Origin of the sequence: Humitalea rosea (genome assembly GCF_003253705.1) — a bacterium.
Lineage (GTDB): Bacteria > Pseudomonadota > Alphaproteobacteria > Acetobacterales > Acetobacteraceae > Humitalea > Humitalea rosea.
This window is the reverse complement of record NZ_QKYU01000004.1, coordinates 20,257-38,957: the sequence shown is the minus strand read 5'-3', so window position 1 is coordinate 38,957 and position 18,701 is coordinate 20,257. Positions and strand designations below refer to the sequence as shown.

The window sequence follows — 18,701 nt, the reverse complement described above, 5'->3', positions numbered from 1 at the left end:
ATACATTGTTCCGATTGCGCCTCTAATGAAGCCCGGTGACTTAGGCCCTGTACCAACGAGATGGGGCAAGCCAAGGTTTCAAGTAGATGCTGGATCTTTCACAGCTTGGCCAGAAAGGCCACCGGCGATTGGCTTCTGGCGGGGGTTTCACGGGTCACGGTCGCGTATGGGCAGGCCAGCGAGAGCGGTCCTGGGCCCTCAGGGCAGCTCGCCCCGGGCCGCAGCCTCCAACCCGGCGATGTCGAACTTCACCATCTTGAGCATGGCCTCGGCGACGCGCCGGGCCTTTGCCGGATCGGGGTCGTTCATCAGGGCGCCGAGCCGGCTGGGGATGATCTGCCAGCACAGGCCCCAGCGATCCCGCAGCCAGCCGCATTGCTCGACCGTGCCGCCCTCCTTGAGAGCCTCCCAAAGCCGGTCGATTTCGGCCTGGTCGTCGCATTCGACCACAATCGAGAAGCTGTGGTTGAAGGGATCGAGCGGGCCGGCCTCGATCGCCCGGTAACGCTGATCTCCGATGGTGAAGGCCGCGATCCTGACGCTGCCCGCCGGGCCGCTCGGGCTGTCGGCCTGCAGGGAGGTGGCCCATTCCAGCGCCGAGCCGGGGATGAGCGAGGTGTAGAAGCGAACCGCCGCGTCCATCTCCGTCGCGAACCAGAGATGCTGCGTGACCTTGGGCATGGTTCAGGCCTTGCGTGGACCCACGACGCCGAACATGGCGCCCTGGGGATCGCTGCCGACGATGACGAAGATGCCGCCTGGCACCTCTGACGGGCCGTGGTGGATCGTCCCGCCCTTCTCGTCGATGGCACGCGCCGCGGCGTCGATATCCGGGACGCCGAAATAGAACCGCCACATCGGGGACGGGCCGCCCTCCGGCCGGGTCATCACCGCGCCCAGCCCAACGTCGTGATGGGTGAGGAACTGGTAGTCGCCCATCTCGCCCATCGGCATCACATCGCCTTTCCGCCAGCCGAATTGCGTGCCGTAGAAGGCAAGGGCCGCCGGCTGGTCGCTGGTGGCAAGCTCGTTCCAATGGCAGTGCCCGACCATCCCCGGGGCGAAGGCGGTGCTGGTGCCGGCCGCCATCCCGCGCATGACGTAGAAGATCCCGCCCTGCGGATCGGCCAGCATCGCGAAGCGGCCGATGCCGGGGATGTCGGTCGGTGGGATGTGCTGCGCGCCGCCTGCGGCGACGATGGCCGCCGCCGCCGCGTCCACATCATCGACCGCGATATAGCCGAGCCATCCTGGCCGCCCACCCGCCTGGGCCGCCTCGGCTGGCAGCGTCATCGATCCGCCGACATCGGCGCCGGCGATGCCGAAGATCCGGTAGCCATGCGCCGCGCCCTCGACGGCGCGCGACTGCCAGCCGACCACGGCGCCATAGAAGGTGGCGGCCGCGTCCTGATCCGATGTGAGCAACTCGTACCAGATGAAGTCGCCGTGCCGATTGGTCATGTTCCTCTCCCTAAACGTCGAGGACCGGCGCGAAGCCGCCGAAGATCATCCGCTTGCCGTCGAAGGGCATCTGCTCGCCCATCTCCTTCATGCGAGGATCGGACATCATCTTCTGGTTCGCGGCGTCGCGGACCTCCTTGGAGGGGTATTCGATCCAGCTGAAGATGACGACCTCGCCGTCCTGCGCCTTCACCGCGCTGCGGAAATCGGTGATCTTGCCATCGGGCACATCATCGCCCCAGCATTCGACGATACGGGTCGCGCCGAATTCCTTGAACATGGGTGCTGCCTGCGCGGCATGCCTGACGTATTCATCCTTGTTGGCCAGCGGCACGGCCGCGACGAAGCCTTCCACATACTTCATGTCCAATCTCCTGATCCGTGGTTCAGATGGCACCGGCATAGGCGAGCTTTGTCGGCGCGGCGCGGCGCCTCGCGATGCGAGAGGGGCTGTCGTTGTTTGGCTTCGTCGACCGAAGCTCTTTCCGGGGGTTCGCCATGCCTCCGTCTTTGACGCTACCCAGTAATGTTGATATCAACGTATATGGGGGCCGGGTGTCAACCTCCGACTTCATTCGATGATGTCGAGGCCATGGCAGTCCACGACCCTCCCGCGCTTGCTCGTCCTCGAATAAGGCCGCCGATGTCTTTGCCTGTCGCTCTCGCCGATGACCTGCCCTTCACGGTCACGCTCAAGGTCCGGGATAGCTGCCTGTGCCTGCATGCCCAGCGGGCGGCGCGGGCGATGGCGCGGCGCTTCGATATCGCGCTCAAGCCCACCGGCATCACCAGCGGCCAGTTCTCGCTGTTGATGTCGCTCAACCGGCCCGCTCCGGCGAGCCTCGGCAGCGTCGCCTCGCTGCTGGCGATCGACCGGACGACCCTGACGGCCAACCTCAAGCCGCTGCAACGGCGGGGGCTGCTGGAAAGCGTCGTCGATCCAGGCGATGCGCGCGTCCGCCTGTTGCGCCTGACCTCAGCCGGCCGTGCGATGCTCGTCGCTGCCCTGCCGATCTGGGAAGCCACCCATGCCGCCATCGAAGCGCATCTGCCGGACCCCGACCGCCTTCGGGCGGATCTGGATCTCCTCGCTGCCTGATCCCTCGGCCGCCGCGGGTGCCCGCGGCGGGGTGCATCCCATGTCGCGAGCGACACACTCTCTCTCGGCGTGAATGCGGGCGCGCTGCTGTCCCATCACGCTCGACACGCGGGCCCACCGATGGGCGCTGCCCGCGTGATCTTCGACGCAAGTCATCTGAAGCGAAGTGGCCGACCGGACCTTGCGGCCGCTAAGCCGCCGCCTTGTTCGTGCCGAGACCCGCGAGTAGCGCGGCATTGGTCCCGACCATCTTGCGCACATCCTCCTCGGAATAGCCGATCGAGAGGCACAGTCCGATGATCTGGCGGAAGCCTTCGACCGGCAGCGGTGCATTGGTCTGGCCGAGGTCTGAGCCGAAGAACGTCCGGTCCACGCCGGCGGCCTCGATCATCGCCTTCAGGAAGGCCTCGTCATAGACCTTCATCCGGTTCGGGATGAACATGCAGATCGAATGCTCGATCCACGCACCCATGCTCACCAACTCCTTCATGTCGGAGAGTGAGGCGCCGACGGTGTAGCTGGGATGGTTCACCAGAAGCCTGTTGCAGCCACGCTTCTTCGCTTCGTCGAACAGCGGCCAGACCTCGCTGATATGCAGATGGCCGCAGGACAGCACGACATCGTGCTCGGCGATGATGTCGAGCACATGCTTCACCGGGTCCAGCAGGTCGCCGCGCGCATCCACCACGGTCAGCGCCACCTGCTTCAGCATCTTGCCCTTGGTCGGCAGCAGGGATTTGCGATGTCCTTCGCGGATATGGTTCGCCGCCGAGACGGTGGGCATCCACACCACCTTGGCACCGGTCTTCACCGCGGGCTCGACGGCGAAGGGGTTGATGCCGCCGACCGAGTTGTTCAGCACGATGCTGCCGATCGGCTCCGCCTTGGTCGCCTTGCCGGCATCCTTCAGCACATCGACGAAGGGCCCGGTGGGGTAGTAGTGGTCCTTGAACAGTACGGCACGCATGCCGGCGGCGGCGGCCTGTTCCAGCGCCTGCTCATGGTTCACGGCGCGCGCCATGACGGACGGGCCGCTGTGGCAATGCAGGTCGATGGCGCCCTGCATCAGGCTCTCGATCAGCTCGGGATTGGCTTGTGGCATGGTGTCGTCCTTCTCTCAGGCCAGCGCGCGCATATCGGCCAGCGCCTTGCTGGCGGCGGATTTCATGAAGCCTTGGTCGGAGGCATAGACGAAGGCGGTGGCGCCGATGCCGGCCAGCCATTCGGCCTCCTTCATGCTGCCGACGAAGACCATCACCGGCTTGCCGGCGCGCTTCGCGGCGGCGGCGATGCGTTCGACCGCGTCGCGGATCGGCGGTGCGTCATTGGTGGGGGCCCCAAGCGCTGCGGTCAGATCGCCACGGCCGATGAACAGCGCGTCGATGCCTGGCGTCGCGGCGATGGCGTCGATCTCGTCCAGCGCCTCAGGATCCTCGATCTGCGCGACGACGGTGGTCGCGGCATCGGCGGCGCCGATGTAGTCCCACATCTTGCCGCCGCCATAACCCGCCGACCGGACGCTGCCGGAATAGCCGCGCTTGCCTGCGCGATAGCGGCAGGCGGCGGCGACCTGTGCTGCGAGCGCGGCGCTGGCGACATGCGGCACCAGAACGCCGGCGGCGCCGCAATCCAGCACGGAGAGCAGATGATGCGCCGCCGGGCTGGGCACGCGCACCAGGCCGGCGGTGCCGGTGGCGCGGGCGGCAAAGAGCGCGGCATCGGTGGCGGCACGGTCAAAGGGCGAATGCTCCTCATCCACCACCACGAAGTCGAAGCCGATGGAGCCGAGGATCTCGGTCGCGTGCAGCGTGGGCGTCTTGATGAAGCTGCCGACCAGGCGATCGCCGCGCGCAAGGCGCGTGCGGAAGGTGTCCTCGGTGCTGGGCATGGGGCGTTCCCGATGGTTGGCGTTGACCTGCGTCAGATGTTCTGTTAGACAGAACAAGAGATCTATCAGCAGAAACATGTGCCGCCGCCGCCCCGACTGTCAAGCCGGCCGCCTGAGGAGTGACGCCATGCCGCGCATCGATGGGCCGACACGGGGTGAGGGGCTGCAGGCCGTCGCCATGGCCTTCCTGATCCTGGAACATCTGGCGCGGCAGCGCGGCGATGTCGGCGTCACCGAACTCGCGCGCGCGCTGGAGACCACCAAGAGCCGCATCCACCGGCATCTGCGTACGCTGCTGGAGGCCGGCTACATCGTGCAGGTGCAGGAACGCTATCGCATCGGCCATCGCCTGGTGACCTTGGGCCGCGCCGTCTCGGAGAATTTCGACCTCGCGACCATGGCGCGGGATGAGATGCGCGCGCTGCGCGACCGGGTCGGGCAATCGGTCGTGCTGAGCCGCGCGGAGCCGTCCGGCGCGGTGGTGCTGGCAAACCTTCCAGGACAGGACACGATCGAGATCTCGGTGAAGTCCGGCGGGTTGATGGCGCCGCATTGCACGGCGCAGGGCAAGCTTGCCTTGGCGCATGCGGACGCGGCCCTGCGCGAACGTGTGCTGCTGTCGCGCCTCGACCTGCGGACCCCCTACACCATCACCGACCCGGACCTGCTGCGGGCCGAGTTGGAGCGCATCCGCGCCCAGGGCTGGGCGACGGCGGCGGAGGAAAGCCTGGTCGGCGTCAACGCATTGGCGGCACCGATCTTCGAGGGCGGCGGCGGCATGGTTGGGGCCATCGCCATCCTTGGCTCGATCCAGTTCATCCGGCGGGAGCCCGCAGCGGAGCAGATCCGCCAGGTGAGGGACAGCGCCGCGCGGATCTCGGAGCGGCTTGGATGGGCAGTTGACAGCACCGCGACGTGACAACAAAACTGTCCCCACACAAGGAACAATGTTCTGTTTATCAGAACATAAACTGTGGGAGCAGCATCCATGGCCTATGACGCCTCCGACCCCCGTGCCGCACTCGCCCCGGCCGGCAGCGCCGGGATCGTGGCGGGCGCCTATGCGCCCGCCGATTACGCGAAGTTCTACGAGACCGAGCCGCAGGAGGATGCCGACGGCATCCGCAGCTGGTTCGCGCGCGGCCGCAACTTCATCATCGCCTATTCGGAGGTGACCGCCGGCGCCGTGCTGGCGCGCCAGGCGCAGCCCGATGAATACGTGCTGCTGCTGCCCGACCCCGGGCTTTCCGCCACCATCATGGCGGGTGCGGAGACCAAGACGGTCGAGGGCCACTCGCTCGCCTTCATTCCTCCCGGCGACAGCAGCATCACGTTCAACGGCGCCGGCCGCATCGTGCGGCTGTTCACCCCGCGCTCCGCCGATCTCGCCGCGCAATGCAGCAACGCCGCCGGTTACCTGGAGCCGGACCCGCGCATCCCCCCGCTGCAGGATTGGCCGACGCCGCCCGACGGCTTCCGCATCCGCAGCTACACATTGGATGTACCGAAGGAGCCCGGGCGCTTCGGCCGCATCTGGCGCTGCACCACCTTCATGGTGAACTACCTCGATCCCGCCGCCGGACCGCGCGACATCCGCAAGCTGTCGCCGCATCACCATGATGACTTCGAGCAATGCTCGCTGGTGCTGAACGGCTCCTACACCCACCACATCCGCTGGCCCTGGACCACCGACATGACGCTGTGGCGCGAGGATGAGCATGAGCTCTGCAAGGCGCCCTCGGTCACCGTCATTCCGCCGCCCAGCATCCACACCTCGCGTGCGGAGGAGGCAGGGCAGATGGTGGACATCTTCTGCCCGCCGCGCGTGGATTTCTCGGCCAAGCCGGGCTGGGTGCTGAACGCGGCGGACTACCCGCTGCCGCACGGCTGACAGCCTCGCTCGAAGCCGCAAGGCGCGACAGGGGTCTCTACCAGCAGATCGCGCCGGTCCCGGTGGCCCGGCGCGTCCTGCGCGTGTCCTGTCATGACCGGCCTTCATTTCTGCGCCCCCCGTCCGCAGCGGCAGCTGATGAGCGTCGTCCGGCACGCCAGCGGCCGCGCCAGGTCTTCGGGGCCTGGCGCAGCCACGAAGCTCAGCCCGAGGTGGGGCGGCTGCCCTTGAACAGGGGCTTGGTCGTGCGGGAGGCGTAGCGCCAGCGGCCGTCCTTGCCACGCATGCATTCGTCCGTCACCGCGCCGATCAGGATCGGTGGCTCCGATAGCAGCGGCGCCACGCCATCTTCGGCATAGAGGCACAGGGTCCACTCCGCCGTCGCATGGTCCGCATCCTGCACGGTGACGTGGAAGTTGTGGATGAGGTGCCGCGCCACGCGCTCCCCACGCCCATGCCGCTCCGAGTAGAAGCTGCGGATTTCCTCGCGTCCCTTTCGGGATTTATGGCTGGTGGTGTAGACGCCATCCTCGGTGAAATGCTCGTGCGCCTCGCGTCCCCAATTGGAATCGACATCGCGCCAGAAGGCAATGTTCAACACCTCAAGCTCCTGCCGGATGCGCAGCTCGTCGATGACCATCGTGTTTTTCCTTCGTCTACAGGTAGTCCGTGAATCTTGCGGGATCGACCAGCTCACCTTCGCGCAGCCCGTGCAGCGCGGCTTCGACCATTGCGATCCGGGCTTCCTTGGTGCTGGCGCCGGCATGCGGGGTGGAGAGCAGGTTGGGGTGGCGCAGGAGCCGGTCATTGTCCGGTGGCTCCTGCGCGAAGACGTCGATGCAGGCGGCGACAAGCTGCCTGGATTCCAGACGCGCCAGCAGCGCGTCCTCATCCACGATGCCGCCGCGGCAGGTATTGACCAGGACGCAATCCGGCCGCAGGCGGCCCAGCACCTCCGCGCCGTAGAGCTTCTCGGTCGCGCGGCTGCGCGGGATGTGCAGCGACAGCACCTCCGACCGCTCCAGCAACTCGTCGAAGGAGACCGGAGTGATGCCGTTGGCACGGTAGAACTCGGGGTAGTCGCGCAGGTCGTGGGCAATGATCGTGCAGCCAAAGGGCTTGAGCAGGCGCACCACCTCCTTGCCGATGTTGCCGCAGCCATGCAGCCCGACGACGCGGCCGGTCAGGCTGCGGCCTACGCGGGTGCGCGGCCTTTCGCCATTGCGCATCGCCAGGCTGAGCGGCGCCACCCAGCGCAGCCCGGCAATCATGAAGCATAGCGCGAGCTCTGCCACCGCCAGGCGGTTGACGCCGGGCGTGAAGCCCAGACGCACGCCGTGGCGCTGGCAGGCCGCCAGATCCACCGTGTTCAGCCCGACCCCGAAGATGCCGATGCTGCGGATGTTCGGCAGCGCGTCCAGCACGCGATCATTCACCACATCGCCGCCCATGATTGCGCTGTCGCAGTCGAAGAGGAAGGCGATGATCTCGTCCTCCCCCATCCGGTGGCGGATGTCCTCGTTGAACCTCGCCTCGGGGTATTCGGCGAGGATGAGCTCGCGCATGTAGGGCACGCTGCCAATGGCGCCATTGGTGACGCCGGGACGACGGAACACGATGAGCGGTCTCCTGTGCGGCGGCTATTCGATCGAGATACCGGCGGCCGCGATGATCGGCCGCCACTGCTCGACCTCCGCCACCATCCGCTGTGTCAGATCGGCCGGCGTTCCGCCGAGTGGCGTAAGGCCCAGAGGCGCCAGCAGCGACTTGGTCTCGTCGAGCGCGAGATAGGTATTGCTCGCGGTGTTCAACCGCCCGACGATCTCTTGCGGCAACCCTGCCGGGCCAAGCAGCGAGATCCAGCCTGTGGCCTGGTAATCCGGCACGCCCTGCGCCTGCACCGGCAGCGTGTCCGGCAGCTGCGGGATCGGCGCGGTGGAGGTGACGGCGAGCGCGCGCACCGTGCCGGCCTGGATATGCGGCAGATAGGTCGTGACCAGGTCGAGCGCCATGTCCACCGATCCGGCCAGCAGGTCGTTGGTCAGCGGCGCTGAGCCGCGATAGGGGACCAGGTTCAGCCGGATGCCGGTGCGATGCATCAGCAATTCGACCGCGAGATGCGCAACCGAGCCCAGTGGGGGCGTGCCGCAATTCACCTTGTCCGGGTTCGCCTTGGCATAGGTGACCAGCTCTTGCAGCGTGCGGTAGGGCGCCTGGCTGCGTGCCGCGATGACGATCGGCAGTTCCGCCAGTAGCGCGATCGGCGTCAGGTCGGTCGTGGGGTTGTACGGCATCGACTTGAACAGCATCGTATTGTTGGTGATCGGGCCGTTGGTGGTGATCATCAGCGTGTGCCCGTCCGGCGTCGCGCGCGCGACGACCGCCACGCCGATATTGCCGCTCGCGCCGGAGCGGTTCTCCACCACGAAGGCCTGGCCGAACTGCTCAGAGAACCGGCGCGTGACGGAGCGCGCCAGCACGTCGGTCGAGCCGCCGGCCGGCCAGGGGACGATGACGGTGACGGGATGGTTCGGCCAGGCCTCTGCCGAGGCCGGATGCGATGCCGCGGCAAGGCCCGCGCCAAGTGCAATTCCACCGAACTGCCGCCGGGTGATGCTGGACATTGGTGTTCTCCCTTTTTTGCTTTTCGTGGTCAGGCGCCGAAATAGAGGCGCATTGGCGTGTCGCCCGAGATCAGCCGGCGCGTCGCCGCATCCGGAACCCAGTCATGCAGATCGGCGATGGCTTGGCCGTAGCTCGTCTGGCCTTCGAAGGCGGCGAAGGGCCAGTCGCTGCCCCACATCAGCCGTTCCCCGCCCGAGACACGCAGCAGCGCCTGTGCATAGCTGCGCGCCGCCTCGCGCGAGGGCATGCGAAAGCCAGCCGACATCTTCACCCAGGTGCGGCCGCGCTCCACCGCCGCCAGTACGGCCTTGAAGCCCGGGCAGTTGACGCCGAGCTGCTCATCCGGCTTGCCGAAATGATCGATCACCAGCTTCACGCCGGCGCCTTCCACGGCCTTGATCACCTCCGGCAGCGCCGATCCGCTGACCAGCGTATGTACGTGCCAGTCCAGGTCGCGCACCCGTCGCAGCAGCAGCTTGTATTCTGGGGAATTGAGGTCCGGCGGGTTCGGCACGCGGCGGAAGAACAGCCGGATGCCGACGATGCCGTCGGCCTTCATGCGTTCCAGCGTGTACATATCTGTCTCCGGCAGCACGAAGGCGGTGCCGCGGAGGCGGGGATACTGGCGCAAGGAGCGGATGACGTAGTCGTTGTACTGGCCATAAAGGCTCGCCGCCGCGACCACGCCGAAGCCGACGCCATGCTGGTCCATCAGCCGGATGAACTGCTCGGCCGAGGCATCCTCGGGCGGGTGGTGCCATGCCCAGGGGGTGATCGGCATGTCAGTCGTGTAGAGGTGGAAATGCGTGTCCACGAGCGGCGTGTCGTTGGCGTCGGTGTTCTGGTTCATTCGCGCGGTATCCCTGCACGCTCTGCAAGGCTTTGCCAGAGCGGTACCTCGTTGCGCATGCGCGCGGCCAGCACGTCCGGGCCGTCAAGCAGCGTCTCGGCGCCGAGCTCGGCCATGCGCTCCGCCAGCATTGAGCCTGTGCGCAGCGGTGCCAGTTCCCGCATCAGCGTCACGACGACGCTGGGTGGCAGGTCGCGCGGCCCGAACAGACCAAACCAGAGCTGCACGCCATCGTAGCCCGGCACGAGTTCCGGGATGCAGGGCGTATCCGGCAGCAGGGCGCTGCGGTTGCGTGCGCAACTGGCGAGCGCGCGCAGCCGCCCGGCCCGGATATGCGGCAGCACCTCGATTGGGCTGAGAAATCCGGCATCGACCTCCCCGGCCAGCAGAGCCGTCGCGGAGGGCGCCGAGCCGCGATAGGGCACATGCAGCAGATCCAGGCCGGCTCGCACGCGCAGCAACTCACCCGCCAGGTGGACGGTGGTGCCGATACCAGAGGTGCCGAAGCTGATCTTGCCAGGCTCAGCCCGCGCCGCGTCGATGAAACTCGCAAGATCACGGAACGGCGAATCATCCCGCACGACCAAAAGGATGGGCGATGCGGCGGTCATGGTGATCGGAACCAGGTCGGCCAATGAATCGAAGCCGGGATTGCGCTGCAGGGCTGGCAGGATTGCCACCGCGGAGGTGCTGTGCAGCAAGGTATGGCCATCGTTTGCCTGCGCCACCATGCGAATGCCCAGTGCGCCACCGGCGCCTGAGCGGTTTTCCACCACGAAGGGCTTGCCAAGTTTTCGGGTCAGATGGTCCGCGATGATCCGCGCCGGAATGTCGGTCGTGCCGCCGGGTGCGAAGGGCACGATGATGCGCGTGGTACGGGTCGGCCAGGGCTCCTGCGCGACGGCAGGTGCTGCGAGCGCTCCAAGGCCCGCCGCCAGCAGGGCACGGCGCCGAAGGGCGGCGAATGGCAGTTGGGCAGCCGAAGCCGGGCCAGGCAGCATAGGTTCCCTCCACGGCGCATGATCTGCGCCTTTCGATGCAGCCTAGAGGGTTCGGCGATGCCATCCAGCGCGCCGACGCGGCATTCCGCATGTCGGAATGCCGCGTCTCTTCACCGTGCCGCTTCGGCAGGCCGTGCTTAGGTGGGCTACGAACATGAGGATGGGGGACGCATGCGGGCGATCGAGATCCGGGGCCATGGTGGGCCGGATGTGCTGGCGCTGACGGAGCGGCCGGTGCCTGAGTGTGGCCCGGACGAGGTGCTGGTCCGCGTCGCCGCCGCCGGCGTGAACCGGCCCGATGTGCAGCAGCGCAAGGGCCTCTACCCGCCGCCGCCCGGTATCACCGACATCCCCGGCCTCGACGTCGCCGGCGTGGTGGAGGCGGTGGCACCCGGGGTTACCTGGCCGCGCCCGGGTGACGCGGTCTGCGCGCTGGTCTCCGGGGGCGGCTACGCGGAGTTCTGCCTGGTGCCGGCGCCGCAATGCATGCCCATCCCGTGGGGCTTCAGCTTCGCGATGGCGGCGACGCTCCCGGAGGTATTCTTCACCGCCTGGAACAACGTCTTCTGGCTCGGCCGCCTGGCCGAGGATGAGACGCTGCTGGTGCAGGGCGGGACCAGCGGAGTCGGCCTCGCGGCGATCCAGATGGCAAGGGAACTCCGCAACGCCACCGTCATCGCCACCAGCAGTTCGGCCGAAAAGCGCGCGATCTGCCTGGAATATGGCGCGCACCATGGCGTCGACTACCGCGAGGCCGACTGGCCGGAGCAGGTGCGCGCCCTGACCCTCGGCGCCGGGGTGGACGTGATCCTGGACTCCCAGGGCGGCGACTACACCCCGCTGGAGATGGGATTGCTGGCCCCCGACGGCCGGCTGGTGCTGATCGGCAGCCATCGCGCACCGAAGGCGGAGATCAGCACGCGGGAGGTCTATATCCGGCGCCTGACCCTGACCGGCTCCACCCTGCGTTCGCGCCCACCGGCCTACAAGGGCCGGATCGCGCGGGAGCTGGTGGCGCAGGTCTGGCCGCTGCTGGCGGAGGGCCGCATCCGCACCCATATCTGCGGTGTGTATGCGCTGGAGGCGGCGGCGGCGGCCCAGGCGGTGCTCGACGCCAACGCCCAGATCGGCAAGCTGGTGCTGACCGTCTCCGATCTGGCGGAGACCATACCCGAGCCAAAGCCCTGAGCGACCCGCCGGTACAATCCGTCCTGCGGGCCCTGTCGATCCTGCGGGAGCTGAACAGGCAGCAGAACACCACGGTGGACCAGCTCCATCAGGCAACCCTGCTGCCCAAGCCGACCATCATGCGCCTGCTCGGCACGCTGAAAACGGCCGGTCTGGTGACGAAGGGGGAGCGCGGGATCGGCTATCGCGTCACCTCCGACGTGCAGGCGCTGAGTGCGGGATTCCACGGCGGGCCGCTGGTGGCGGAGGCCGGGCGGCCCTGGGCGTCGGACCTCACACGTCGCCTGCGCTGGCCGGCGGCGATCGCGGTGCCGGATGGGGGACGCATCGCCATCAGCGTCAGCACCGCGGCCAGCAGCACCGTATCCCCCTTCCACGCGACGATCGGCGTGCGCCACAGCCTGGTGACCCGCGCGCTGGGCCGCGCCTATCTCGCCTGGTGCCCTGAGGAGGAGCTGCGCATCCTGCTTCGCCTGCTGGCAGCCTCGAGCGACCCGGAGGACAACCCGCCGAAGCTGGAGCGCGTGGTGCGCGAGATGATCGCGGAGGTGCGGGGCCAAGGGTATGCGCTGCGCGATCCGAAGGTGGAGCCGCGCTCCTCCGACACCGTCGCGGTCCCGATCCTGCTGGGCGGGTCGGTCGCCGGCACCATCGGGCTCACCTACTTCCGCTCGGCCGTCAGCCAGGCTGCGCTGGTGGAGGAGCTGGTGCCCGCGCTGAAGCAGGCGAGCCGGGAGATCACCGCCGCCATCGAGCGTCTGCAGCGCAACATGCCGGAGGCGCCGTAGGGCGTTGCATTCCGCGATGTGGAATGGGACCAGATCCCCCTTCTGCTCGGTCGCGCCGCCGCCCTAGCGTCCTCGCAAGAAGGCGGGGAAACCACATGCAGGCCGAATGCCAGGATGCCACATCGCGCGAGGCACGCTTTGCCGTGCCGCGGCTGGCCTGTGACGCACATTGCCATGTCTTCGGCCCGGCCGAGCGCTTCCCCTATTCGCCGAGCCGGCGCTACACGCCGCAGGACAGGCCGAAGGAGATGCTCGCCGCGCTGCACCGGGGCCTTGGCCTCGGCCGTGCGGTGATCGTGCAGGCAAGCTGCCACGGCACCGACAACCGCGCCATGGTCGATGCGCTGCGCGCCGATCCCGCCCGCTACCGCGGTGTCGCGATGATCGATGACGACACGACCGAGGCCGAGCTGTCTGACATGCACGAGGCCGGCGTGCGCGGCATCCGCTTCAACTTCATCAAGGCGCTCGGTGGAGCACCGGATCTGGGCATCTTCCACCGCGCCGCGGACCGCGCCCGGCCATTCGGCTGGCACATGGTCATGCAGCTGCAGGGCGACGGCGTTCTGGAGATGGAGAGCGTGGTCCGTGGCCTGAACATGCCGGTTGTGATCGACCACATGGGGCGCGTCGATCCCGCGCTGGGCGTGGAAGGCCCGGCATTCCGCACATTGCTCGACCTGCTGCGCGACGAGCGTATCTGGGTGAAGCTGAGCGGCGCGGAGCGTATGACGCGCGCCCCCTTCACGGAGGCGCTGCCCTTCGCGCGCGCCCTGCTGCGGGCGGCACCGCGACGCGTGCTCTGGGGCACCGATTTCCCCCATCCCAACCTCACCACCCCTGTGGACGAGATGGAGCTGCTGAACCTCATCCCCGACTTCGCGCCAGAGCCCGAAGACCGGCAGCGTCTGCTCGTGGAGAACCCTGCCGCGCTCTACGGATTCTGAAAGGACCGACATGCCCGCCGTTGATTCCCATGCGCATGCCTTCGATCTTGCGCGCCAGGGCTGGGGCGGTGACCGCGGCTTCGATATCCAGGCCAATGAACTCGGGACCGCGCCTCAGTTCCTGCACATGCTGTCCTGCCACGGCTTCACCCATGGCGTGCTGATCAACCCGCTCGGCGGCTACGGGGCCAACAACACCTACATGTTGGAAGCCATCAAGGAGGCCGGCGGCCGCCTGAAAGGCGTGGCGTTGTTGCCGGAGGCGACGCCGGATGCGGAGATCCTTCGCATGGTGGAAGGCGGCATCGTCGGCATCCGCTTCAACCTGGACTTCCCGACCAGCCCGCCGCTGCTCGGCCCGGTCGGCGCGCGCGCGCTGGCGCGGGCGCGGGAGGCCGGCTGGTTCGCGCAGGTGCATTATCACCACGGCGATTCCTTCATCGAGGCGCTGCCCGTGCTGCGCAGCGCGAAGCTGCCCGTCATCATCGACCATTCCGGCCGGCCGGAGCTGGAGGGCGGGCTTCATCAGAAGGGCTTTCAAGCCCTGCTGGAGCTTGGCCGCAGCACCGATGCCGTCATCAAGCTGTCGGGCGTGTTCCGCTTCAGCCTGACGGGTTCGCCCTATGCGGATACCGATGCCCATGTCGCGGCCTTGATCGAAGCCTTCGGCATCGACCGCTGCATCTGGGGCTCGGACTGGCCATTCCTGCGCGCCAAGGCGCGCACCGATTTCGGGCCGCTGCTCGCGGCGCTGCATCGCGTGGTGCCTGACGCGGCGGACCGCGAGAGGGTGCTCTGGAGCAATCCGGCGCGGCTCTTCCGCATGAGCGCGTGACCGGCACACAAAGGGAGAAGACCAATGGTGATCACACGGCGCGGCGCCCTGGCCGGCGCGGGCCTGATGCTGGGCGCGGGTTCGGCCCGCGCGGAGACCTATCCGAACCGCGCGATCCGCTTGTTCGTCCCTTATGCCGCGGGTGGCGCGGATCAGTTCATCCGTCCGCTGCAGAACCGGCTGATGCAGGCGCTCGGCCAGGCCATCGTGATCGATTCCCTACCTGGCGGCGGCGGCGCGATCGGCGCCAACCGCGTCCGCACCTCGCCGCCTGACGGCTACACGCTGCTCTTCGCCGGAACAGGGGCGCTGACGGCGGTGCCGCGCTTGCAGAACCTGACCTACTCCATCGCGGATTTCGCGCCGATCGCCAATCTGATCGCCATCCCCTATGTGCTGGCGGGTCGTCGCGACGCGCGCTTCACGGATTTCGCAGGCTTCCTGCGGGAAGCCCGCATCAAGCCGGAGGGCCTGACCTACGGCACGCCGGGCGTCGGCAGCACCCCGCATCTGGTCGCGGAGGCGATGTGCAAGGCCGCCGGCGTGAAGCTGCTGCACGTGCCCTATTCCGGCGTCTCCACCGCCGTGGTGGCGTTGCTGGCCGGCGACATCGATCTGGTCATGGGCGCGCCGGGCAACATCATGCAGCTTGTGGAGCGCGGCGTGCTGCCGCTGGCGCAGACCGGCGCGCGGCGCATCACCGTGCTGCCGGATCTGCCGACGCTGCGCGAGGCCGGGCTGGATGTCGACATGGTCACACGCTTCGGCTTCTTCGCGCCGAAGGGCACCGATGCCGCGGTGCTGGACCGGTGGTCGCGCCTCATCCTCGAAGCCGGCGCCGACCCTGCCTATGCCGTGGCGATGCATCGCGCCTTCAACGAGGTGGAACTGCTGGACCGGCCCCAGTTCGAGACATTCCTGGCCGCGGAGGATGCGGCCACGGCGCAGCTGTTGGCCGAGCTGAACCTGCGTTGATGCAACAGGATGGCGTGCCTCGGGAGGCGCATGGCGACGTGCCCAAATCGGGCGTGCGGGCCAAATCGGGCGTGCGGGAAGGAAGAAGCGGATGAGCGAATTGAAGAACGGGGCCCTCGGGCCCTACGACCTCCAGGGCCGTGTCGCGGTGATCACGGGCGGCAGCAGCGGCATCGGTGCCGCGACCGCCAGGCGGCTGGCCGAACTCGGGGCAAGGATCGCCATCGGCTATAACAGCGGCCGCGAGCGGGCCGAGGCGCTTGCGGCCAGCTTGCCGGGCAGTGGCCACCTACCCCTGTACCTGCCGATGGCCGACACGGCCGCCATTCGCGCTGCGGCGGTGGAGGTGGAAGCGAGGTTCGGCCGCGCCGACGTGCTGGTGAATTCGGCCGGCACGACGCGCGCCGTGCCGCATGCCGATCTCGAAGCGCTGGATGACGAGACCTTCGACCGCATTCTCATCACCAATGTGCGCGGGCCCTATTCCACCATCCGCGCCTTCGCCCCGCTGCTGCGGCGGGGCGGCGATGCGGTGGTGGTGAATATCTCCTCCCTCGCGGCGATGAACGGGCTCGGCAGCAGCATCGCCTACTGTGCGTCGAAGGCGGCGCTCGACACGATGGGCCTGTCGCTGGCGCGCGTGCTGGCGCCGGAGATCCGCATCATCGGCATCTCGCCGGCGGCGGTCGATACCGGCTTCGTGCCGGGGCGCAGCCGCGATGCCGTGCTGAAGCAGGCGGCACTCACGCCGTTGAAGATCGTCTGCCAACCCGATGACGTGGCGCTCGCCGTCGTGGCCGCGGTCACGCATCTGCGGCTGACGACCGGAACCTCGCTGCTGGTGGATTGCGGCCGGCATCTCTGAGCCGGCACGGCCCCTATTCCGGAGCACGGGATGGCACGCCCCGCTGCGCTCAGATCGTCTTTCCATCTGTTGGCATCAGCAAGACAACGAACCGAGCCCGGGACCATCGCCGGCGCCGCGACCCGGGGTCTCCCAGAGCAAAAATGCGGCAGCACATCGGTGAAGCTTCGCAGCCAGAAGCGCCGGAACGAGAAAGAGGGGCAAGGCTCATGTTGATCACCCGTCGTCACGCTTTGGCGGCCGCAGGCCTCGGCCTGGCTGCCGCGCCCTCGCAGGCCCAGGATTTTCCCACCCGCTCGGTCCGGGTCATTGTGCCCTATGCCGCGGGTGGAACAGACCAGTACATACGGCTGCTGCAGCAGAGCTTCGCGCAGCGCTTGGGTCAGCCCGTGGTCATCGATTCCGTGGTGGGCGGCGGCGGCGGCGTCGGCGCCAGCCGGGTGCGCGGCAGTGCTGCGGATGGCTACACCCTGCTCTTCGCCGGCACGGCGGCGCTTACCGTGGTGCCGCGCATTCAGCACCTTCCCTACACCGCGGCGGATTTCGCGCCGATCTGCAACCTGGTCGCCATCCCCATCATGGTGGCGGCGAAGCGGGACTCGCGCTTCCGCACGATGCAGGAGATGCTGGCCCTTGCGCGCGCCCAGCCCGAGGGCATCTCCTTCGGCTCGCCGGGCATCGGGAGTTCACCGCATCTGGCCGGTGAGGCCATGGCGCGGGCGGCGGGCGTCAAGCTGCTGCATATTCCCTATCCGGGCATTGCACCGGCGATGACGGCGCTGTTGGCCGGGGATATCGATCTGGTGGTCGGCGCGCCGGGCATCATCATGCCGACCGTCGAATCCCATGGCATCCTGCCGCTGGCACAGACGGGTGCGACGCGGATCGCGGCCCTGCCGGAGCTGGTCACGTTGAAGGAGGTCGGGCTGGATGTGGATATGGTGACGCGCTTCGGCTTCTTCGCCCCGAAGGGGACGCCGGCGCCGGTTCTGGATCGGCTCAGCAGCGCCTTCCTGGCAGCCGCCGGGTCACCCGATTACGCGCAGGCGATGCGGCGCACCTACAATGAGGTGCTGCTGCTGGATCGCACGCAACTCGCCCAGGCGCTTGCGGAGGAGGACCGGGTAAGCGCCCGGCTGGTGGAGGATCTCAACCTTCGTTAGCCACGCCAGGCCGCTTCACGCGTAGACGATGCCGCAGCCGGGCCCGGGCGGCACGGCGATCATGCCGTCCTCGATGGGCAGCGACGTGAAGGGATCATCCAGGATGTGGTCGTGCTCGGACAGTTCACAGGCAAAGGGAAGCTGGCGCAGCGAGGCCGCGGCATGGGCGGAGGCGCCTTGCAACAGCGCCGGCCCGAAGGCGGCGCCCATCCGCGTCGCGATCTGACCCGCCTCCAGGATGCGTGCCGCGGTGAGGAAGTTGCGCATGCCGCCGAGCTTGGTGAGCTTCAGATTGACCACATCGGCAACGCGCCCTTCGACCACGCGCAGCACATCGGCGACCGTCTCCACCGATTCATCCGCCTCGATCGGCACCGGCAGGGTGCGGGTGAGCAGCGCGAGACCGCCCCAATCGCCAGCGGGCACCGGCTGCTCCACCAGCGCGATGTCGTGGGGCTCGATTTGCCGCCACGCGGCGAGGAATCCCTTCGCGCTGTAGCTCTGATTTGGATCGAGCGTCAGCGCGATGGCGGGGCCGATTGCTGCGCGAACCTCCGCCACGCGCCGCGCATCCATGGCAGCGTCGCCGGCGAGTTTCAGTTTCAGCGTGCGGTAGCCCTTCGCAACCAAGGCCGCGGCGGCGTTCGCCATCTCGGCCGGCGTCTTGATCGGCAGGATTCGCGACTGCGGGATGCGATCCCGGAAGGCGCCGCCAAGCAACGCGGAGAGCGGCAGCCCGGCACGCCGTGCCAGCAGGTCGTGCAGTGCCATGTCGATGGCTGCCTTGACGGAGCGGTTGCCGACGAGCGTGGCCTCGACCAGGTCCATGATCGCGGCGAGGTCAGCCGGATCGCGTCCCAGCAGAAGCGGACGCAGGAAGATGAGCGCCGCCTCGGCACCTGCCCCATGCGTCGTGATGGCGGGAACCGCGTGGGCGTAGCCGAGGCCGGTGACCCCATCCGCATCGGTGAGAACGATGACCCATCCTTGCAACTCCGCGACAGTCGCGCGGGCGAACTTCCATCCCGCATCGGCCTGCCGCTGTGTGCAGGGACGCAATTCGGCCGTGACGATCGACACCCAGGTTCCTCCAGCGACGATGGGCAGGCACGCGCTACCGATACC

21 protein-coding genes are annotated in these 18,701 nt (G+C 68.0%); 10 read left to right on the top strand and 11 right to left on the bottom strand.

Annotated elements, in window-relative coordinates:
• Positions 1-198 precede the first annotated feature (198 nt).
• From C8P66_RS04495 to C8P66_RS04485, 3 genes are read right to left on the bottom strand one after another with little or no spacing between them, the layout of a single operon-like run.
• Positions 199-681 carry a VOC family protein gene (locus C8P66_RS04495; RefSeq protein WP_111396964.1) on the bottom strand — a complete coding sequence of 161 codons (483 nt, stop codon included), beginning with the start codon at positions 679-681 and terminating at the stop codon, positions 199-201.
• Between the two features lie 3 nt (positions 682-684).
• Entirely contained in the window at positions 685-1,461 is a 777-nt protein-coding gene (locus C8P66_RS04490; RefSeq protein WP_111396963.1) for a VOC family protein, read from the bottom strand.
• Between the two features lie 10 nt (positions 1,462-1,471).
• Positions 1,472-1,825, bottom strand: a complete 354-nt coding sequence (locus C8P66_RS04485; protein ID WP_111396962.1) for a DUF1428 domain-containing protein — start codon at positions 1,823-1,825, stop codon at positions 1,472-1,474.
• A 279-nt stretch (positions 1,826-2,104) separates the two neighbouring features.
• On the opposite strand from C8P66_RS04485, the gene C8P66_RS04480 reads away from it, so the two are divergent.
• Positions 2,105-2,560 carry a MarR family winged helix-turn-helix transcriptional regulator gene (locus tag C8P66_RS04480; RefSeq protein ID WP_111396961.1) on the top strand — a complete coding sequence of 152 codons (456 nt, stop codon included), beginning with the start codon at positions 2,105-2,107 and terminating at the stop codon, positions 2,558-2,560.
• 190 nt (positions 2,561-2,750) lie between these two features.
• On the opposite strand, the gene C8P66_RS04475 is transcribed toward C8P66_RS04480, so the two are convergent.
• Together C8P66_RS04475 and C8P66_RS04470 are read right to left on the bottom strand one after the other, a co-directional pair.
• Positions 2,751-3,662 carry a DUF6282 family protein gene (locus C8P66_RS04475; RefSeq protein ID WP_111396960.1) on the bottom strand — a complete coding sequence of 304 codons (912 nt, stop codon included), beginning with the start codon at positions 3,660-3,662 and terminating at the stop codon, positions 2,751-2,753.
• Positions 3,663-3,677: 15 nt separating this feature from the next.
• Positions 3,678-4,448, bottom strand: coding sequence for an HpcH/HpaI aldolase family protein (locus C8P66_RS04470; protein ID WP_111397127.1), 771 nt, complete (start codon positions 4,446-4,448; stop codon positions 3,678-3,680).
• A 127-nt stretch (positions 4,449-4,575) separates the two neighbouring features.
• Here C8P66_RS04470 and C8P66_RS23475 point away from each other — a divergent pair, with 127 nt between their 5' ends.
• Together C8P66_RS23475 and C8P66_RS04455 are read left to right on the top strand one after the other, a co-directional pair.
• Positions 4,576-5,367, top strand: a complete 792-nt coding sequence (locus C8P66_RS23475) for an IclR family transcriptional regulator (RefSeq protein ID WP_158537094.1) — start codon at positions 4,576-4,578, stop codon at positions 5,365-5,367.
• A 69-nt stretch (positions 5,368-5,436) separates the two neighbouring features.
• Complete coding sequence (locus C8P66_RS04455; RefSeq protein ID WP_111396959.1) at positions 5,437-6,339, top strand: cupin domain-containing protein; 903 nt, start codon at positions 5,437-5,439, stop codon at positions 6,337-6,339.
• Positions 6,340-6,541: 202 nt separating this feature from the next.
• Here C8P66_RS04455 and C8P66_RS04450 read toward each other — a convergent pair whose 3' ends face one another.
• From C8P66_RS04450 to C8P66_RS04430, 5 genes are read right to left on the bottom strand one after another with little or no spacing between them, the layout of a single operon-like run.
• Positions 6,542-6,979: a nuclear transport factor 2 family protein gene (locus C8P66_RS04450; RefSeq protein WP_158537093.1), complete on the bottom strand. Its 438-nt coding sequence runs from the start codon at positions 6,977-6,979 to the stop codon at positions 6,542-6,544.
• Between the two features lie 16 nt (positions 6,980-6,995).
• On the bottom strand, positions 6,996-7,955 hold the full coding sequence (locus C8P66_RS04445) for an NAD(P)-dependent oxidoreductase (RefSeq protein ID WP_111396957.1): 960 nt from the start codon (positions 7,953-7,955) through the stop codon (positions 6,996-6,998).
• Between the two features lie 24 nt (positions 7,956-7,979).
• Positions 7,980-8,963 (bottom strand): Bug family tripartite tricarboxylate transporter substrate binding protein, encoded by a 984-nt coding sequence (locus C8P66_RS04440; protein ID WP_111396956.1) that lies wholly within the window; start codon positions 8,961-8,963, stop codon positions 7,980-7,982.
• A 29-nt stretch (positions 8,964-8,992) separates the two neighbouring features.
• Positions 8,993-9,814 carry an amidohydrolase family protein gene (locus C8P66_RS04435; protein WP_111396955.1) on the bottom strand — a complete coding sequence of 274 codons (822 nt, stop codon included), beginning with the start codon at positions 9,812-9,814 and terminating at the stop codon, positions 8,993-8,995.
• Positions 9,811-10,815: a Bug family tripartite tricarboxylate transporter substrate binding protein gene (locus C8P66_RS04430; RefSeq protein ID WP_111396954.1), complete on the bottom strand. Its 1,005-nt coding sequence runs from the start codon at positions 10,813-10,815 to the stop codon at positions 9,811-9,813. The genes C8P66_RS04435 and C8P66_RS04430 overlap by 4 nt, the downstream gene beginning before the upstream one ends.
• A 171-nt stretch (positions 10,816-10,986) precedes the next feature.
• On the opposite strand from C8P66_RS04430, the gene C8P66_RS04425 reads away from it, so the two are divergent.
• The 7 genes from C8P66_RS04425 to C8P66_RS04395 all read left to right on the top strand — a co-directional run bounded on the left by C8P66_RS04425 (position 10,987) and on the right by C8P66_RS04395 (position 17,576).
• Complete coding sequence (locus C8P66_RS04425) at positions 10,987-12,003, top strand: NAD(P)H-quinone oxidoreductase (protein WP_111396953.1); 1,017 nt, start codon at positions 10,987-10,989, stop codon at positions 12,001-12,003.
• The gene (locus tag C8P66_RS04420) at positions 12,000-12,791 is read left to right on the top strand and encodes a DNA-binding transcriptional regulator (protein WP_342768004.1); all 792 of its coding nucleotides are present in this window, start codon (positions 12,000-12,002) and stop codon (positions 12,789-12,791) included. The genes C8P66_RS04425 and C8P66_RS04420 overlap by 4 nt, the downstream gene beginning before the upstream one ends.
• Positions 12,792-12,886: 95 nt before the next feature.
• Positions 12,887-13,738, top strand: a complete 852-nt coding sequence (locus tag C8P66_RS04415; RefSeq protein WP_111396951.1) for an amidohydrolase family protein — start codon at positions 12,887-12,889, stop codon at positions 13,736-13,738.
• Between the two features lie 10 nt (positions 13,739-13,748).
• The gene (locus tag C8P66_RS04410; protein ID WP_111396950.1) at positions 13,749-14,573 is read left to right on the top strand and encodes an amidohydrolase family protein; all 825 of its coding nucleotides are present in this window, start codon (positions 13,749-13,751) and stop codon (positions 14,571-14,573) included.
• 24 nt (positions 14,574-14,597) lie between these two features.
• Positions 14,598-15,548, top strand: coding sequence for a Bug family tripartite tricarboxylate transporter substrate binding protein (locus C8P66_RS04405; RefSeq protein ID WP_111396949.1), 951 nt, complete (start codon positions 14,598-14,600; stop codon positions 15,546-15,548).
• A 91-nt stretch (positions 15,549-15,639) separates the two neighbouring features.
• Complete coding sequence (locus C8P66_RS04400) at positions 15,640-16,413, top strand: SDR family NAD(P)-dependent oxidoreductase (protein ID WP_111396948.1); 774 nt, start codon at positions 15,640-15,642, stop codon at positions 16,411-16,413.
• Positions 16,414-16,622: 209 nt separating this feature from the next.
• Positions 16,623-17,576, top strand: coding sequence for a Bug family tripartite tricarboxylate transporter substrate binding protein (locus C8P66_RS04395; RefSeq protein ID WP_158537092.1), 954 nt, complete (start codon positions 16,623-16,625; stop codon positions 17,574-17,576).
• 15 nt (positions 17,577-17,591) lie between these two features.
• Here the strand turns inward: C8P66_RS04395 and C8P66_RS04390 are convergent, their stop codons facing one another.
• On the bottom strand, positions 17,592-18,656 hold the full coding sequence (locus C8P66_RS04390) for a mandelate racemase/muconate lactonizing enzyme family protein (RefSeq protein ID WP_111396946.1): 1,065 nt from the start codon (positions 18,654-18,656) through the stop codon (positions 17,592-17,594).
• Positions 18,657-18,701: the final 45 nt, after the last annotated feature.

What these genes read in the sequence shown, in the direction of transcription:
- C8P66_RS04455 (WP_111396959.1), top strand. Translation starts at nt 5,437, where the DNA reads ATGGCCTATGACGCCTCCGACCCCCGTGCCGCACTCGCCCCGGCCGGC.
- C8P66_RS23475 (WP_158537094.1), top strand. Translation starts at nt 4,576, where the DNA reads ATGCCGCGCATCGATGGGCCGACACGGGGTGAGGGGCTGCAGGCCGTC.
- C8P66_RS04430 (WP_111396954.1), bottom strand. Translation starts at nt 10,815, where the DNA reads ATGCTGCCTGGCCCGGCTTCGGCTGCCCAACTGCCATTCGCCGCCCTT.
- C8P66_RS04450 (WP_158537093.1), bottom strand. Translation starts at nt 6,979, where the DNA reads ATGGTCATCGACGAGCTGCGCATCCGGCAGGAGCTTGAGGTGTTGAAC.
- C8P66_RS04440 (WP_111396956.1), bottom strand. Translation starts at nt 8,963, where the DNA reads ATGTCCAGCATCACCCGGCGGCAGTTCGGTGGAATTGCACTTGGCGCG.
- C8P66_RS04470 (WP_111397127.1), bottom strand. Translation starts at nt 4,448, where the DNA reads ATGCCCAGCACCGAGGACACCTTCCGCACGCGCCTTGCGCGCGGCGAT.
- C8P66_RS04435 (WP_111396955.1), bottom strand. Translation starts at nt 9,814, where the DNA reads ATGAACCAGAACACCGACGCCAACGACACGCCGCTCGTGGACACGCAT.
- C8P66_RS04415 (WP_111396951.1), top strand. Translation starts at nt 12,887, where the DNA reads ATGCAGGCCGAATGCCAGGATGCCACATCGCGCGAGGCACGCTTTGCC.
- C8P66_RS04495 (WP_111396964.1), bottom strand. Translation starts at nt 681, where the DNA reads ATGCCCAAGGTCACGCAGCATCTCTGGTTCGCGACGGAGATGGACGCG.
- C8P66_RS04480 (WP_111396961.1), top strand. Translation starts at nt 2,105, where the DNA reads ATGTCTTTGCCTGTCGCTCTCGCCGATGACCTGCCCTTCACGGTCACG.
- C8P66_RS04490 (WP_111396963.1), bottom strand. Translation starts at nt 1,461, where the DNA reads ATGACCAATCGGCACGGCGACTTCATCTGGTACGAGTTGCTCACATCG.
- C8P66_RS04475 (WP_111396960.1), bottom strand. Translation starts at nt 3,662, where the DNA reads ATGCCACAAGCCAATCCCGAGCTGATCGAGAGCCTGATGCAGGGCGCC.
- C8P66_RS04425 (WP_111396953.1), top strand. Translation starts at nt 10,987, where the DNA reads ATGCGGGCGATCGAGATCCGGGGCCATGGTGGGCCGGATGTGCTGGCG.
- C8P66_RS04400 (WP_111396948.1), top strand. Translation starts at nt 15,640, where the DNA reads ATGAGCGAATTGAAGAACGGGGCCCTCGGGCCCTACGACCTCCAGGGC.
- C8P66_RS04395 (WP_158537092.1), top strand. Translation starts at nt 16,623, where the DNA reads ATGTTGATCACCCGTCGTCACGCTTTGGCGGCCGCAGGCCTCGGCCTG.
- C8P66_RS04405 (WP_111396949.1), top strand. Translation starts at nt 14,598, where the DNA reads ATGGTGATCACACGGCGCGGCGCCCTGGCCGGCGCGGGCCTGATGCTG.
- C8P66_RS04485 (WP_111396962.1), bottom strand. Translation starts at nt 1,825, where the DNA reads ATGAAGTATGTGGAAGGCTTCGTCGCGGCCGTGCCGCTGGCCAACAAG.
- C8P66_RS04410 (WP_111396950.1), top strand. Translation starts at nt 13,749, where the DNA reads ATGCCCGCCGTTGATTCCCATGCGCATGCCTTCGATCTTGCGCGCCAG.